Origin of the sequence: Butyrivibrio hungatei DSM 14810, from assembly GCF_900143205.1 — a bacterium.
Classification (GTDB): Bacteria; Bacillota; Clostridia; order Lachnospirales; family Lachnospiraceae; genus Butyrivibrio; species Butyrivibrio hungatei.
Genome location: NZ_FRDH01000003.1, coordinates 453,131 through 468,068, shown reverse-complemented (window position 1 = coordinate 468,068; position 14,938 = coordinate 453,131). Strand labels below are relative to the sequence as shown.

At 40.9% G+C, this 14,938-nt stretch carries 10 protein-coding genes; 9 read left to right on the top strand and 1 reads right to left on the bottom strand.

What is annotated here, in order from left to right:
* The first annotated feature begins 41 nt into the window (after window positions 1–41).
* Window positions 42–2,117 carry a molecular chaperone HtpG gene (gene htpG / locus BUA02_RS02225; RefSeq protein ID WP_072700593.1) on the top strand — a complete coding sequence of 692 codons (2,076 nt, stop codon included), beginning with the start codon at window positions 42–44 and terminating at the stop codon, window positions 2,115–2,117.
* 154 nt (window positions 2,118–2,271) lie between these two features.
* A complete protein-coding gene (locus tag BUA02_RS02220; RefSeq protein WP_071176752.1) occupies window positions 2,272–2,979 on the top strand; it encodes a hypothetical protein in 708 nt (235 codons plus the stop codon).
* A gap of 104 nt (window positions 2,980–3,083) precedes the next feature.
* Here BUA02_RS02220 and BUA02_RS02215 read toward each other — a convergent pair whose 3' ends face one another.
* A complete protein-coding gene (locus BUA02_RS02215) occupies window positions 3,084–3,869 on the bottom strand; it encodes a formate/nitrite transporter family protein (protein WP_072700591.1) in 786 nt (261 codons plus the stop codon).
* A gap of 408 nt (window positions 3,870–4,277) precedes the next feature.
* On the opposite strand from BUA02_RS02215, the gene BUA02_RS02210 reads away from it, so the two are divergent.
* The 7 genes from BUA02_RS02210 to BUA02_RS02180 all read left to right on the top strand — a co-directional run bounded on the left by BUA02_RS02210 (window position 4,278) and on the right by BUA02_RS02180 (window position 14,917).
* Window positions 4,278–4,976: an ABC transporter ATP-binding protein gene (locus BUA02_RS02210; protein ID WP_072700589.1), complete on the top strand. Its 699-nt coding sequence runs from the start codon at window positions 4,278–4,280 to the stop codon at window positions 4,974–4,976.
* A 40-nt stretch (window positions 4,977–5,016) separates the two neighbouring features.
* Window positions 5,017–6,597, top strand: coding sequence for an efflux RND transporter periplasmic adaptor subunit (locus BUA02_RS02205; protein WP_072700587.1), 1,581 nt, complete (start codon window positions 5,017–5,019; stop codon window positions 6,595–6,597).
* A gap of 15 nt (window positions 6,598–6,612) precedes the next feature.
* Window positions 6,613–7,824: an ABC transporter permease gene (locus tag BUA02_RS02200; RefSeq protein ID WP_072700585.1), complete on the top strand. Its 1,212-nt coding sequence runs from the start codon at window positions 6,613–6,615 to the stop codon at window positions 7,822–7,824.
* Between the two features lie 14 nt (window positions 7,825–7,838).
* Entirely contained in the window at window positions 7,839–9,050 is a 1,212-nt protein-coding gene (locus BUA02_RS02195; RefSeq protein ID WP_072700582.1) for an ABC transporter permease, read from the top strand.
* A gap of 115 nt (window positions 9,051–9,165) precedes the next feature.
* Entirely contained in the window at window positions 9,166–12,759 is a 3,594-nt protein-coding gene (locus tag BUA02_RS02190; RefSeq protein ID WP_072700580.1) for a DUF5717 family protein, read from the top strand.
* Entirely contained in the window at window positions 12,759–14,060 is a 1,302-nt protein-coding gene (locus BUA02_RS02185; protein ID WP_072700578.1) for a DUF5716 family protein, read from the top strand. Before BUA02_RS02190 ends, BUA02_RS02185 begins: the two co-directional genes overlap by 1 nt.
* Before the next feature lie 17 nt (window positions 14,061–14,077).
* A complete protein-coding gene (locus tag BUA02_RS02180) occupies window positions 14,078–14,917 on the top strand; it encodes a hypothetical protein (RefSeq protein WP_072700576.1) in 840 nt (279 codons plus the stop codon).
* The last annotated feature ends 21 nt before the right edge of the window (window positions 14,918–14,938 follow it).

Here is a 14,938-nt window from a genome sequence, read left to right as displayed (position 1 = left end):
AGTGGCTTCCGTAGATTATTTAAATAAAAGGAGTGAGAATCATGGCTTCAAAAAAAGGTAATCTTTCAATCAACAGCGAGAACATGTTCCCTATAATCAAGAAGTGGTTATATTCGGATCATGATATTTTTTACAGAGAAGTAATATCTAATGCATGCGATGCAATCACCAAGATCCGTAAGATGGATATGATGGGTGAGTACACACTTCCAGATGGTTTCAAGCCTCGTGTGGACGTTGTACTCAATGATAAAGAAAAGACGATCAAGATCACAGATAACGGTATTGGTATGACAGCAGAAGAGGTTGAGGAATATATCAACCAGGTAGCTTTTTCAGGAGCTACAGATTTCCTTAACAAGTATAAGGATAAGGCTAATGCAGATCAGATCATCGGCCATTTCGGACTTGGATTTTATTCAACCTTCATGGTATCTGATTCAGTAGATATCGATACACTTTCATACAAGTCAGATGCAGCATCTGTTCACTGGACATGCGATGGCGGTTCGGATTTCGAGATGTCAGATGGCAGCAAGACTACAGTTGGTACTACAATTACACTTCACCTCTCAGAGGATTGCCTTGAGTTCTGCAATGAGTACAAGGCAAGAGAAGTTATTGAGAAGTATTGCTCATTCATGCCTTACGAGATCTATCTTTCAAAAGAAAACGAGGAAGGAACAGAAACTATCAAGGCAAGTGAGAAGCTTGATTCTGATACAGTTATCGAAGAAGTTCATCCTGAAAAGAAAGAGGGCGAGGATAAAGAGCCAGAGCTTGAGTACAAGATCAAGAGAAGACCTCAGCTCCTTAATGATACACATCCTCTCTGGGCAAAAACTCCTAAGGATTGTACAGATGAGGAATACAAGGAGTTTTACAGAAAGGTATTCCGCGATTACAAGGAGCCTTTATTCTGGATCCACCTCAATATGGATTACCCATTTAACTTAAAGGGAATCCTATACTTCCCTAAGATCAACATGGAATTTGAGTCAATTGAGGGAACTATCAAGCTCTATAATAACCAGGTATTTATTGCTGATAACATCAAGGAAGTTATTCCTGAGTATCTGATGCTCCTTAAGGGTGTTATTGATTGTCCAGACCTTCCGCTTAATGTATCAAGATCTGCACTTCAGAATGATGGCTTCGTCAAGAAGATCTCTGAGTACATTTCTAAAAAGGTTGCAGAGAAGCTTGCAGGTCTTTGCAAAACAGACAAAGAGAATTATGACAAGTACTGGGATGACATCAGTCCATTTATTAAATATGGTTGCCTTAGGGATGACAAGTTCTGCGAGAAGATGACAGACTTTATCCTCTTCAAGAATCTTGATGGCAAGTACCTTACAACTCCTGAAGCTCTTCAGATCAACAAAGAGGCTGAGGATGCAGCTGCAAAGGAAGATGCAGTTGATGAAAACGGCAACAAGGTAGAGGCTGAAGTAGTAGACGACAAGAAGGATGCTGCAGATAATAAGAAGGACGAGGACAAAGAGCCACGTACTATCTATTATGTAACAGATGAACAGCAGCAGAGCCAGTACATTAAGATGTTTAAGGCTCAGAAGATGGATGCTTTCATCATGAATCACAACATCGATGTTCCTTTTATGCAGCAGCTTGAGTCCAAGAACGAAGGTATCCGCTTTGCAAGAATCGATGCTGACCTTACAGATACATTTAAGTCCAAAACTTCCAAGAAGGTAGCAGCTGAGCTCGAGGAAAAGGAAAAAGAACTTTCAGAGAAGATCAAGAAGGCTCTCAAGAACGACAAGCTTACTGTTAAACTTGAAAAGTTAAAGGATAAGAAGATGTCTTCAATGCTCACTGTTTCAGAAGAGTCAAGACGTATGGCCGAGATGATGAAGATGTATGCTATGAATGGCATGAACATGGGCGATTTCGGTGCAGAAGGTCAGACACTTATCTTAAATGCAAACCATCCTCTTGTTGAGTACATAATGGAGCATGGTGATGATGATAACACCAAGCTTATCTGTGAACAGCTTTATGATCTTGCGCGTATTCAGAATGCACCTCTTGAAGGTGAGGCTATGACTAAGTTCGTGGCTCGCAGCAACGAGATCATGATGAATATTCTTAAGTAATTTTATTTCAATAGTACAAAGCCAAGAAACTCCACTTTTTTAGTGGAGTTTCTTTTTTGGTTATATTTACTTTATCCTTATTTTAGATTTTATGAGAAAAAACTGTTGTAGAATTTACATTGTGCATATTCAATTTTACATAAGGGAGGGGAGTATGAGGAACAAGATTTTTATTACTTTTTTTGTTGTAAGTGTATTTGCTGTAATTGTTGCTGCATGCGGGGAACGCAAAAAAGAAACTTATGATGTGTCTGATCTGGAAGCTACAACTCTTACTTCTCAGGCCATTGTAGAAGCGAAGGAGGAAGCTTCTGCTACAGAAGCCAGCGCATATAATGAGATGTTAAAGGAGCATGTCCCAATGGATATTTCAGGATGTGACACCTTTACACAGATAGTCAATAAACTTAGCCCGGGCATGGCCTATGCTAATGTCAGGATAGGTGATACAGATGTACTTCTGGTTACAGAGTATACCTACGATTATAAGATGGATAATTCAGGGAATATGGCAGCTATCGATGCTGAGATCTACAAGTACAATGAAGCTGGCGCTCCTGAATACGTAGGATATATAACTGCAGGAGGAACAGCTTATCCACTGTCAGTAAAGGATGATTTCCTCTATGTGGGAGGTAATCATTTTATCAAGAAATATACCATGAAAGCAGGTTATTTTGAGATAGACGAAGAGGCTTTCGTTGAGTATCAGTCGAATGGAGATGCCAAGTATTACCATAGATCTGATTACAGAGAAGTAGAAGCTGATGAAAATGGTCAGGTCGAATCTGATTCATTTATGGCTTCACTTTATGCTGAGACAGAAGATGCAGATATCATTGATTTTAGCGTTGTTCAATAAATAGGGTGTTATGCGGTTTTTTTGTTTATGTATAGAGGGGACAAAAGCCTTGCGCTAGTAATGGCGCAAGGCTTTTGTGTTTTATATAGAAAAATATAATTTCATTATTTGTTTTTCAGATAGATCGCATAGTACATAGATCCAACGCAGATGCCACCACCAATTATATTTCCGATAGTTACTGGAATAAGGTTAGTAACAAAGAAATTAAAAAGTGAAAGACCTTCAGCTGGAATGCCATGAACGAAAGATGCAAGCATTCCTGCAGGAATGAAATACATATTTGCAATGCAGTGTTCAAAACCGCAAACGATAAAGAGCATTACTGGGAGCCAAAGAGCAAGTACTTTTCCTGCAAGTTCATCAGCAGCAAAAGAACACCATACTGCCATGCATACCAAAATGTTACATAAGATTCCGCGAAGAAGGGCATCACTAAATGAAATAGTTGATTTTGTGATGGCTGTGTTTATTACGGAAGTGGCAAGCGCATCTCCATTAAATGAATAGATGTGAGAAATAGCGGCGAGAGCTGCAATGATAAAGCCTCCAACCATATTTCCGAAATATACAACAACCCAGTTTTTGAGCATTCCTGATACCTTTGCTTTGCCAGAGAGAACTGGGATCGTTATAAGACAGTTGCCGGTAAAGAGCTCTGCTCCTCCAACAAGTACCATGAAAAGTCCAATTGGGAATATTACTGAGCTGATAACTCTTGCTGATGATGGATCAGGAGAGCAAAGAGATGCGATCTGACTTCCTAGTCCACCAAGAGCGATAAATGCTCCAGCCAGAATAGCTAAAAGAAAGGTCTTGCCAACAGGGGCATTTGCCTTAGATTCTCCAATTGATTCGTATTTTTTTGCGATTTCTGCAGGTGATTTCATACACTGCTCCTTTCGAAATAAAAAACATATTTATACTGTATATTGTATGACAATACGACATAATATACAAGATATAGACGCAGTGAAAAATTATAATACAAATTTTGAAGATTTTCTACTGGCAGATTCGTTTATATTACTGTAGGCGATCGTGCTGTAGCATTTTAAGTGTAAAAGAAGGTAAAAGGAGTGTATTAAGTAAAAGCTAGAAAATGTGAATTATGATGTGAAATATATTTCACTGGCTGATAAGTTCTATGATTTCATAGAAATTTTATTTTTTCAGAACGAATTGTACTTGATTTATTATTGCGGCAAAGCATATAGTAAAAAGAACAGCGAAAGGAAAGAGTTTCCGCATAAATATTGGGCTAAATAACTTGGTTTATGCGACGTTAGAGGTTGGTTATGAAGAAACTAGTTGAAATTAAGGATGTGTGTAAGATATACAATCCGGGAGAAAATGAAGTACGTGCATTAAATCACGTAAACCTGACTATAGGTGAAGGCGAATTTGTAGCCATCATCGGACAGTCAGGATCAGGTAAGTCTACACTTATGAATATGCTAGGCTGCCTTGATACACCTACAAGCGGTAAATATTACCTGCATGGTCAGGATGTATCATATATGACAGATGATGAGCAGTCAGATGTCAGAAACAGGGAGATTGGATTTATTTTCCAGGGCTTTAACCTGATCCCATCTCTTACGGCTTTAGAAAATGTTGAGCTTCCTCTTATATATAGAGGAGTCAGCAAAAAAGAAAGAGACAGACTTGCACATGCAGCTCTTAACAGTGTTGGTCTTGAGAAGAGAAAGACCCACAGACCAAATGAGATGTCTGGTGGTCAGCAGCAGCGTGTGGCTATTGCAAGAGCAATTGCTCAGGCGCCACCGATTCTTTTGGCAGATGAGCCTACTGGTAACCTGGATACAGGCTCCACCAAAGAGATCATCAGTATTATAAAGAGACTTTATAAAGAAGGAAGAACAGTGATCATTATCACACATGATCCTGGAATTGCCCAGCAGGCTAAAAGGATCATAACTATCTCAGATGGAGAGATAAAGAGTGACATTATAAATGAAAATTATGTGGATTAAGTTTATCTGATATTCAGTATGCTTAAAAATGGAGGATGAAATGGCTGATAATAAGAAACTTGAAGAGATCAAAGAAGTAAGTAATGAAATAAAGGAAACCACAGGATCTGGCGTGGAAATCTATGATGAAGTGGAAGAAAATGAGGAAAAGGCGGGAAAGCCTGCAAAGAAGAAGTTCAAGCTTAAGAAAAAGCATGTGATCATCGGAGTTGTAGCGCTTATAGTTCTTTTCTTTATTGTAAAAACTGTATTTGGCGGAAAGAATCAGGTAATGCCTGTTCAGACTACAGAGGTAGCAAAGAGTGATATCGAAAATATCCTTTCTATCTCAGGAACAGTACAGAGCGCAGAGACAAAGACTTATTTTTCTGAAGTAGCAGCTCCAGTTGATGAAGTAAATGTTAAGGTTGGAGACAAGGTAAAGAGCGGAGATGTTATCTTTACTTACGACGCTGACAGTCTTGATCTTGCTGAGAAGAATGCACAGCTTGCGATCACACAGGCTAAAGGTTCTTACAGCAGCTTATATTCTGGAACAGGCGCAGCAGACAGAAAGTATGCTGAAGGAATGACACCAGATCAGATCAATGCAAGGCTTGATGCTATCACAGCTGAGATCAATGCTCTTAACAACAAGATCACAGATAAGACAAGCCGTATGAATCAGACACTTACTGACCTTCAGAAGACAGCTCTTGATATCAACCAGAATGGTATCGCTGATGGTTCAGCAGAGTCATATCTTGATGGCAATGATGGCTATATCACAAGAAGAGAAAATGATAACAACAATAGTGACATATCTGAGAGCAACAAGCAGATGTCACTTGCAGTACAGGAGTCTATTGCTGACGTTCAGTACGCTCTTGCAAATGATCCTGAGATTCAGGGATGGAAGAGACAGATCACATCACTTCAGGAAGAACAGTCACATCTTCAGAGTGCTAAGGCTGCTACGATCAATGGCGGACAGGCTCAGGCTTCAAAGGCTCAGTATGAGTCAACACAGCTTACACAGGAAGATGCTATCAGCAAGATCCAGGAAGCAAAAGAAGGCATCAAGGCTGAGTTCAATGGTGTTGTAACTGAGGTCGCTGTAGTTGAGGGAGCAACACTTGCTGCTGGAACTAAGACTGTTACAATGGCAAATCTTGATAATGTAGAGATCACGATTCAGGTTTCAAAGAGCGACCTTCCTAAGATATCTGTTGGACAGAAGGTTGATATCACTATAAATGGCAAGGCATATGCTGGAGAGGTTTCTAAGATCTCAGGTGCAGCAACCAAGAATAACAACGGCGTTGCTGTAGTAGATACTATCATTAAGGTTACAAACCCAGATTCAGACATTATCCTTGGAGTAGAAGCAAACAACAAGATCCACGCTGAAAAGGCTGAGAACACTATCGTACTTCCTTATGAGTACATTCTTACAGATGAAACTGGTGATTATGTTTATGTAGTTGATAACGGCGTAGTTGCAAGAAGAGATGTAGAGCTTGGTATCACAACGAGTACAGATGCTCAGGTCGTAGCAGGTCTTAATGAAGGAGATGAGATCATTACATCAGATACTTCTTTACTTACAGAAGGAATGGCTGTAGCTGTAGTTAACATGTAATGAATCGGTAACAACATGGGACAGATTAAAGAATATTTTAAAAGTGCGATTAAACAGATAATAGGTAATGGGTACCGAACTCTTATGACAATGCTTGGTATCGTCATAGGTATTGCTGCGGTAATCGCTGTAGTTGCTCTTGGTAACGGAATGACTGAGTTCGTTCAGAGTCAGCTCAATGGAATCGCAGGTAATTACGGTACAATCAGTATTAATAGAACAAAGACATCAGATAACCTAGGACCAGATGATGTTGCTATCTTAGAGGAAAAACTCACTGATATAAAAGGTGTGTCTCCTTTCTATAGCGGCAGCGGAAAAGTTAAAGGAACAAGAGGAACCTATGAATGCGACCTTATGGGCGGCTCTGAATCTTTTGAACGAGCCTTTGGTAATGAGGTGGTAAAGGGACAGTATTTTACCAGGCAGCAGGTTGAAAGTGGACAGAGAGTCTGCGTTATGCTCCTTGATGATGCCAAAAAACTCTTTGGAACAGAGGAGTGTATCGGAAGAGAAGTAGAGATCACATGCTGGGGAAGGACTGCAACATATACTATTGTTGGCCTTCGTGACCACATGAATGAAATGTATGAGTTCATTATGGCTGGTCAAGATTACTATGCCCAGATAGAAGTTCCATATACTGCAATGGCAGGGAATTTCGGCTATTATACAGACAGATACGATATGGTAGTTCTTTTTGCAGATCAGGGTGTTCTTGCTAAAAAAGTTAAAGAAGCTCAGGACATTCTCACAAACAGGCATGGATTAAGAGGTGTTAATAATGCCATTACTGCTTATAGTATGGCTGATCTTTCAAAACAACTGGATACCATCCTTGGATATGCATCCACATTTCTTTTGCTGGTGTCTGTAATATCACTTGTGGTAGGTGGTATCGGCGTTATGAATATCATGCTGGTATCAGTTACAGAAAGAACAAGAGAGATCGGTATCAGAAAGTCCATTGGAGCCAAGACTGGTGCAATTATGTCACAGTTTTTGTTTGAGGCGTGTATTCTTACTTTTTTGGGCGGAGTACTTGGCATAATCCTGGGCATTGTTGCAGCACACATTATCTGTACTGTTATAGGCTTTAAGGTAATCATTACACCAACATCGGTTCTTGGAGCAGCATTTTTCTCAATCCTGGTAGGTATTTTCTTTGGACTTTATCCAGCAAGAAAAGCTGCCAAGATGAAGCCTATTGATGCTCTTAGACTGTAAGAAAGAGGAACTAGATGGGAACCTTTGGAGAATATATAAAAAGTGCATTATCAAGCATAAAGAACAATAAAGGCAGATCTTTTTTGACTATGCTTGGCATCATCATCGGTATATCAGCCGTACTTACGGTTCTAGTGCTGGGTGATGGAATGAAGGAGACTGTAAATGGTGAGATTGATGCCATGGGAGCAACCACTATTTCAGTAAATCTTGATAATACAAAAACTGACAAGACATTTGATCAGGAAGCAATAAATCAGGTTGAAGAAAACTTAAAGAATATATACGGAGTAGCGCCAAGCTTTACTGCCTGGGGATATGTCAAGGGAAAGCACACACAGTATGAGATGATGGTGCAGGGTACTTCCGAAGCCGCTAAAGAGGGCGGCTCTGTTAAGCTGGCTCATGGAAGATTCTTTACTAGGGGCGATGTGGAAGACCGTAAGCCTGTGTGCGTCATAAGTCAGATTGCTGCTGAAAAGATCTTTGGATATGAGGATGTAGTTGGGCAGAATATAGAACTTACTTTTGACGATAGAACAGCTGAGTTTACAATTGTTGGCGTGACGGAAAACACTCCTCAGGATATTTCTTATGCTGGTTACGGCGGAGATCCTTATTTTATCGGAAGCGCACCTTATACATCTTTTGCTACAGCCTTTAACTGGAATATAGATGAGTTTACAAGTATCACTATCTATCTTGATAGTGAATACAAAAATGATGTCCTCAAACAGACCAGATCAGTTGTAGAAAACGTTTTGGGTATCAGAGGAGAGAACGCTGTTAAGGTATCATCCGGCTATGGTACAGATCAGACCACAGAGACGATCCTTAACATCATCACTTCAGTAGTAGCTATCATCGCCGCAATATCCCTCCTTGTAGGTGGTATCGGCGTTATGAACATCATGACCGTATCAGTTACAGAGAGAACCCGCGAGATCGGTATCAGAAAGTCACTTGGAGCCAGAACATCATCAATCCTTGTTCAGTTCCTTGCAGAAGCCGCTATTCTTACATTCACAGGTGGACTTATCGGCATAGCCCTAGGCCTTTCCCTGGCCTTCCTCATCTGCAAACTGATCGATTTTGCTTTCGTAGTCAACCCACTACTCATAGCAATAGTAGTAGCAATCTCAACAGCCATAGGACTTTTCTTTGGAATCTACCCTGCCAGACGTGCAGCCAAGCTAGATCCAATCGAAGCCCTCAGAACAGAGTAATCCAAGCCCGCTTTATGCGGGCTTTTTTTATGATGGAAACGGGTGTGGATTTGTTAAAGAAATTTGGGGATTTTATGGTATACTAATATGGAATAATTGTTTTTTGGGGTGAGTTGTGAGAGAAATTGTTGACAGGCTGTTGAAGGGACAATTTGAATATGACGAGAAGAGCCTTGATTTTTCTACGCCCAGAGTGGAACTTCTGCTGGGGCCGGATGAGACTGTCGAAGGTTCTTTTACTATTTTTGGGCCTGACAACAGGCTTGTTGTTGGAGTTGTAAGTTCAAGTGACCTTAGAATGGAGATCCTGACCAAGGAGTTTTCAGGAGCACCTTATGAGGTTTCTTTTAGATATGATGCCCACGGACTTTCTAAAGGTGATGTAATCCAGGGTACCTTCAGGATTGTGTCCAATCAGGGTGAGTATAGCCTTCCGTTTGTTGTCACTGTAAGGCATGATCACATTGCGTCAAGTCTTGGTGATATCAAGAATCTTTTCCATTTTGCAAACCTTGCCAAAACTGATTGGCAGGAAGCTATACGTCTTTTTTATTCAAAGGATTTCATCAATTTATTTCAAGGAAATGATACTCAGTACGAGAGCCTTTACAGAGGCCTTGCTGCTGTGCCTGATAATGAGCAGAATGTTGAGGAATTCCTGATCGCCATTAACAAGAAGCAGCCTATGGCGTTTCTTGTTGATCAGGATGAGATCCATATAGATTTCACGGGGCTTACCCATGATAATGGTTTACTTATCACTAGAAATGGCTGGGGATATTCACGTTTGAAGGCCGAAGTTGACGGCGATTTCATAGCTCTTGATAAGTATGAACTAAGTGAAGAGAGCTTTAGCGGAAGTTCCTGCCACATGAAGGTGAGACTTCGCACAGAGAAGCTTCACGAGGGCAATAACTTTGGCAGGATCGTATTTAGCAATGCTTTCGTCAAAACTGAGATTCCTGTAACTGTATCAGTTGAGCTTAATGACAGGCATCCAACTGCAGATTATCAGGAAAAGAAAAACCTTAAAGTCCAGCTTGTTAAGGTCTATGAGGGTTATAGATGTAAGAAGATCACATCCAGGGTATGGCTTTCTGAGACAGGCAAGATCATATCAAGAATGAATGCTATAGATGACAAGGACCTTGAGTTCAGGCTTTATACGGCTCACTACTACATAACTGTAGGCAGAGTCAATGAGGGAAAGTGGATCCTTGATCATGCGGCCAAAGAGGCACTGGATGCTCCTGGAGATACTATCTATAGTTATTATCTGTATCTTTCCAGCCTCTGCAGTAAAGAGGACAGTGTCATAAACGATATTTCTGAGAGACTTGAAGGAATATTCAGAAGAAATCCTGATAACTGGCGAATTGCATGGATTCTTCAATATGTATCAGATGATTCAGTTTCATCCAGCCCTAGAAAATGGATGTCTCTGGAAGAGCAGTTTTCATTTGGCTGCAGAAGTCCAATCCTGTACCTGGAAGCTATGAATCTTTTAAATGAGACGCCATCTATCCTTACAAGGCTTGATGACTACGAGCTTTATATTCTTGAATACGGTGCCAAAAAGCAGATCATCAGTCTTAATCTTATAGACCAGATCGTTTACCTTGCGGCCAGGGCAAGAAATTACGATGAAAGACTCTTTAGAATCCTTAGAGCAGCCTATGAGATCAAGGACAGCGATGAAGTACTTGAGCAGATAGTAGCTCTTTTGATAAAAGGTGGAAAGACTTCAAGAATGGCCTTTGAGTGGTATGCCAAGGGCGTTGAGAGAGCGCTTAGGATCACAAGACTCTATGAGTATTACATGATGTCAATCTATGTTGACGACGAGGGACTTTTACCTTGTGAGATCAACAAGATGGTACTTATGTACTTTTCATATCAGAGTGACCTTGATTATGAGCAGAATGCCATCCTTTACAGATATATTCACGAAAAGAGAGAGGAATACCCTGAGCTTTACGAATCCTATGTACCTCAGATAGAGAAATTTCTTATGGCTCAGCTTGATAAGGGCAGGATCAACAAGGATCTTGGCTATCTTTACAGAAATCTTTTGACCAAGCAGATGGTGGATGCCGCCAATGCAGCCAAGGTTCTGTATGTGGTATCAACTGCTGAGATCAAGACTTCAGACAAGCGTGTTAACAGTGTTTGCGTAGTTTATGATAAGTGTGAAAAAGAGATGCGTTATCCGGTAGTTGATGGTAAATGCTATGTGCCATTATACGGAACGGATTACACAGTTCTTTTGACAGATAGAGATGATAACAGATATGCTGCCAGCATCCCATATTCTAATGTGAAGATGATGGTACCTGGAAAGCTCACAAGCTATGCTGTCCCCTATATCCAGAAGGGACAGGAGAATCTGGACCTCTTCCTTAGTGATCTTGGCAAAAATGCATATAACATTGATATGGAGAATGTGGGCAGATATAGAGACCTTGCAGAGTCTGAGCTTGTTAGGGCAAAGTATAGGAATGATATCCGCAGCAATCTCATCAAGTTTTATTATGATAATGATTTTACAAGGCAGCTGACAGAGTATCTGGTTAACGTTGATCCGCTGAATATTACCAGCACTGAGAGAAATGAGCTTTTGGAACTCATGGTAATGGCAGGGCTTTATGAGAAGGCTCTTGAGTGGGTTAAGGCTTATGGCACCCATTCTATCGATGCCAAGATTTTGATGCGTATGTGTGGCAGAATGCTGGATAGAGGCATCTATGAAAATGGAGAGCAGGAAGTTGAGATTGCTTACTGCGCATTTTCTCAGAGCAAGTATGATGAGCAGATCCTGGCTTATCTTGTAGAGAACTTTAACGGTACCATCAAGGAAATGAGAGATGTGTGGAAGGCTGCTGAGTCCTTTAAGCTTGATACCTATGCTCTTTCTGAGAGGATGCTGATACAGATGATGTACAGCGGTTCCTATGTAGGAGAAAAGATAGATATATTCAGGTCTTACGTTTCAAGCGGTGCGGGAACTGATGTGGAGACTGCGTTCCTTGCAATGTGCTCCTATGACTACTTTGTAAGAGGCAAGGTTACAGATAGCTTTATCTACGAAAGAGTTGAAGCGCTAGCCCTTACAGGAGTTCCGCTTCAGGATGTGTCAAGGCTTGCATACCTTAGATATTACGCAACTGAGAAGAGAACTGAGGAAGAATACAACGAAGAAGTTGCGACATCATTCCTCAAGAAGCTTTTGAATGAAAATGTATATTTCCCATTCTTTACAGAGTATGAGGATCTGGTTCCAGATATGGTGCAGTTTACAGACAAGACTATGTTGGAATACAGGACTTTACCTGGAAGGAAATGTGTGATCAACTACAGAGTTGATAATGACCCTGATGCTGAGTACAAGAGCATGGAAATGCGTGAAATGTACGATGGAATCTATGTGTGCTCATTTATCCTTTTCTTTGGGGAACAGCTTCAGTACTACATTACTGAGGATACAGGAGCTGAGGAGCCTGCTCTTACTGAGAGCGGAACTATCCAAAAGAGTGATATCATCAAGATTCAGGGCAGCAGCAGATACAGCATTATCAATGACATTATGATCGGTGAGACTTTGCAGGATTATGACACTGCATACAAGCTTATGTCAGAGTTCTACAAAAAGAGATTTATAAGTGACAAACTTTTTACTCCAATACTGGATAATACAGAAGGAAGATACTAATGCTTTTTGGAAGTTCGGATGAAAAGCGCTTTGTACTGGGATATGATCTTGGGGATAAGGTTTCGCAGATAAGCTATTTGGCTTCAGATGCGGATATGCCTGAGACATTGTCAGTGCTTGCGGGAGCAGAACTATATAATATCCCAACAGTTCTTTGCAAAAGAAATGAGGTAAACCAGTGGTTTTACGGCAAAGAAGCTGTGAGACATATTGAAGATGGTGATGGCGTGGCTGTTACCGGTCTTGTTGCTGCGGCCAGAACTGGAAAAGCAGTGGTAGTTGGAGATGCTGAATATGATCCAATAGCTCTTTTGACACTGTTTATCAAGAGGAGCTTGTCCTTGTTGGCAATGGAACTGTCACTTGATAATGTTGACGCTATCATGTTCACCACAAAGAGCCTTGATCACAGAATGGTTCAGGTCTTAAATGCGGTGACATCAGCGTTAGAGCTCAAGACTCAGAATGTCTTTTATCAGAGCCATGAGGAAAGTTTTTACAACTACATGCTCTATCAGCCGGAGGATCTGATGCATCATTCGATACTGGCCTGTGATTATGATCTTGATGACCTTCATGTTTACGAGATGAACCTTAATCACAATACTACGCCGGTTGTTGCAACTATAGATGTAAAGAGCTTTGACGACCTAAGGCTTCCTAACGAGGAATTTCCAAAGGAGGCACCTCTTTTCCACAAGACCTGTGAGAGGCTTGATGATGAATTCCTGACCATCATGCAGAAGGTCTGCGAGGATAGGATCGTTTCTACGGTATTTCTTTTGGGAGATGGCTTCAAGGAGAAGTGGCCAAAGCGTTCGCTGGAGTTCCTGTGCAGGACAAGGCGTGTGTTTCAGGGAAACAATATGTTTAGTAAGGGCGCCAGCATAGCAGCAAGAGAGAGGATCAACCCTTCTGACAATTCCAAGAAGTACGTATTTCTTGGGGAAGACAAGCTTAAGGCCAATCTTGGAATGAAACTTTTAAAGTGCGGCACAGAAGTTTACTACGCTCTTTTGGATGCAGGTGCTAACTGGTATGAAGCTGGAGCACAGCTTGAGATCATCATGGATCCAAGCGGCATCCTTAATATAGAGGTTACCCCTCTTACGGGCAAGATGCCCAAGATGGTGCAGTTATATCTTGATGGCCTTGAGAAAAGACCTGAAGGCACCACGAGACTTCGGATCACGCTGTTTATGAATTCTGTGAGCGAAGTTGCAGTCAAGGTCCAAGACCTTGGCTTTGGAGAACTGTTCCCTTCAACAGGAAAGGTTTGGGAGCAGGTTATTGAATTGTAACATGAGAGGATAGAGTTATGAGCAGACCGATTCTTTGTATCGGAACTTATGCAAAAACTCCATATCATTTAGAAAAAGTGGGCAGAAACGTGTTTTGTATTGAAGAACTTTGCTACTGCCTTGTTAATAATGCATTTCTTTTGGATGAGGACTCTTTTGGCAATGAGCTTTTTGACTGGATCGATAAGGAATGTTCCCTGGAAAAACTGGCAGATGAGCTTCGTGGCATGTATCTGAAAAGGTGTTCTATTGCTTCACTTGCAGGTACTATACTTGATTACGTTGGCTATAACAGCCGCAAGGAGATAGATAGAACTGAAGAAATCCTTAGAGCCAATGCTGGAATGGATGTATACATGAAGAAGCTTGCAAGAGCAGAGTTTCTTATTAAAAATAACAAGTACAGTCTTGCTTTTAAGGAATATGAATTTCTTTTGAATAATACTCCTGACCTGGATAAGTCCATGAGAGCAAGGATCGAGCACAATGAAGGTGTTATGTATGCAAAACTGTTCCTGTTTGATAAGGCTTCTAACATGTTTCTTAGAGCTTATGAGGATGGCGGAGACAGGGAGTCTTACCTGCAGTATCTTGCAGCAGTTAGGATGAAGCTTTCTGACAAGGAATATGTTTCTTTTATTGCAGAAAATGAAGAGGCCTATGAGGCTTCCCTTGAACTTGAAAAGCGCATGAATGAAGCGAATGAGCTGTATGGAGCCACCAAGGAGAATCATGATCTTGGAACTCTTTCAGTATACAAGGCTGAAGGCAGGATGCACGAGTACTACGCAATGGCTGGTGAGATGGCTGAGGAACTTAAAGAGGAATACAGAAGTCTTGTGAAGCACAAAAACTAAGGTTTGTCTTAGGGAGTAAGA

Bases quoted from the DNA above. Each gene is read 5' to 3' on its own strand.
- htpG (WP_072700593.1), top strand. From the start codon at position 42: ATGGCTTCAAAAAAAGGTAATCTTTCAATCAACAGCGAGAACATGTTC.
- BUA02_RS02220 (WP_071176752.1), top strand. From the start codon at position 2,272: ATGAGGAACAAGATTTTTATTACTTTTTTTGTTGTAAGTGTATTTGCT.
- BUA02_RS02215 (WP_072700591.1), bottom strand. From the start codon at position 3,869: ATGAAATCACCTGCAGAAATCGCAAAAAAATACGAATCAATTGGAGAA.
- BUA02_RS02210 (WP_072700589.1), top strand. From the start codon at position 4,278: ATGAAGAAACTAGTTGAAATTAAGGATGTGTGTAAGATATACAATCCG.
- BUA02_RS02205 (WP_072700587.1), top strand. From the start codon at position 5,017: ATGGCTGATAATAAGAAACTTGAAGAGATCAAAGAAGTAAGTAATGAA.
- BUA02_RS02200 (WP_072700585.1), top strand. From the start codon at position 6,613: ATGGGACAGATTAAAGAATATTTTAAAAGTGCGATTAAACAGATAATA.
- BUA02_RS02195 (WP_072700582.1), top strand. From the start codon at position 7,839: ATGGGAACCTTTGGAGAATATATAAAAAGTGCATTATCAAGCATAAAG.
- BUA02_RS02185 (WP_072700578.1), top strand. From the start codon at position 12,759: ATGCTTTTTGGAAGTTCGGATGAAAAGCGCTTTGTACTGGGATATGAT.
- BUA02_RS02180 (WP_072700576.1), top strand. From the start codon at position 14,078: ATGAGCAGACCGATTCTTTGTATCGGAACTTATGCAAAAACTCCATAT.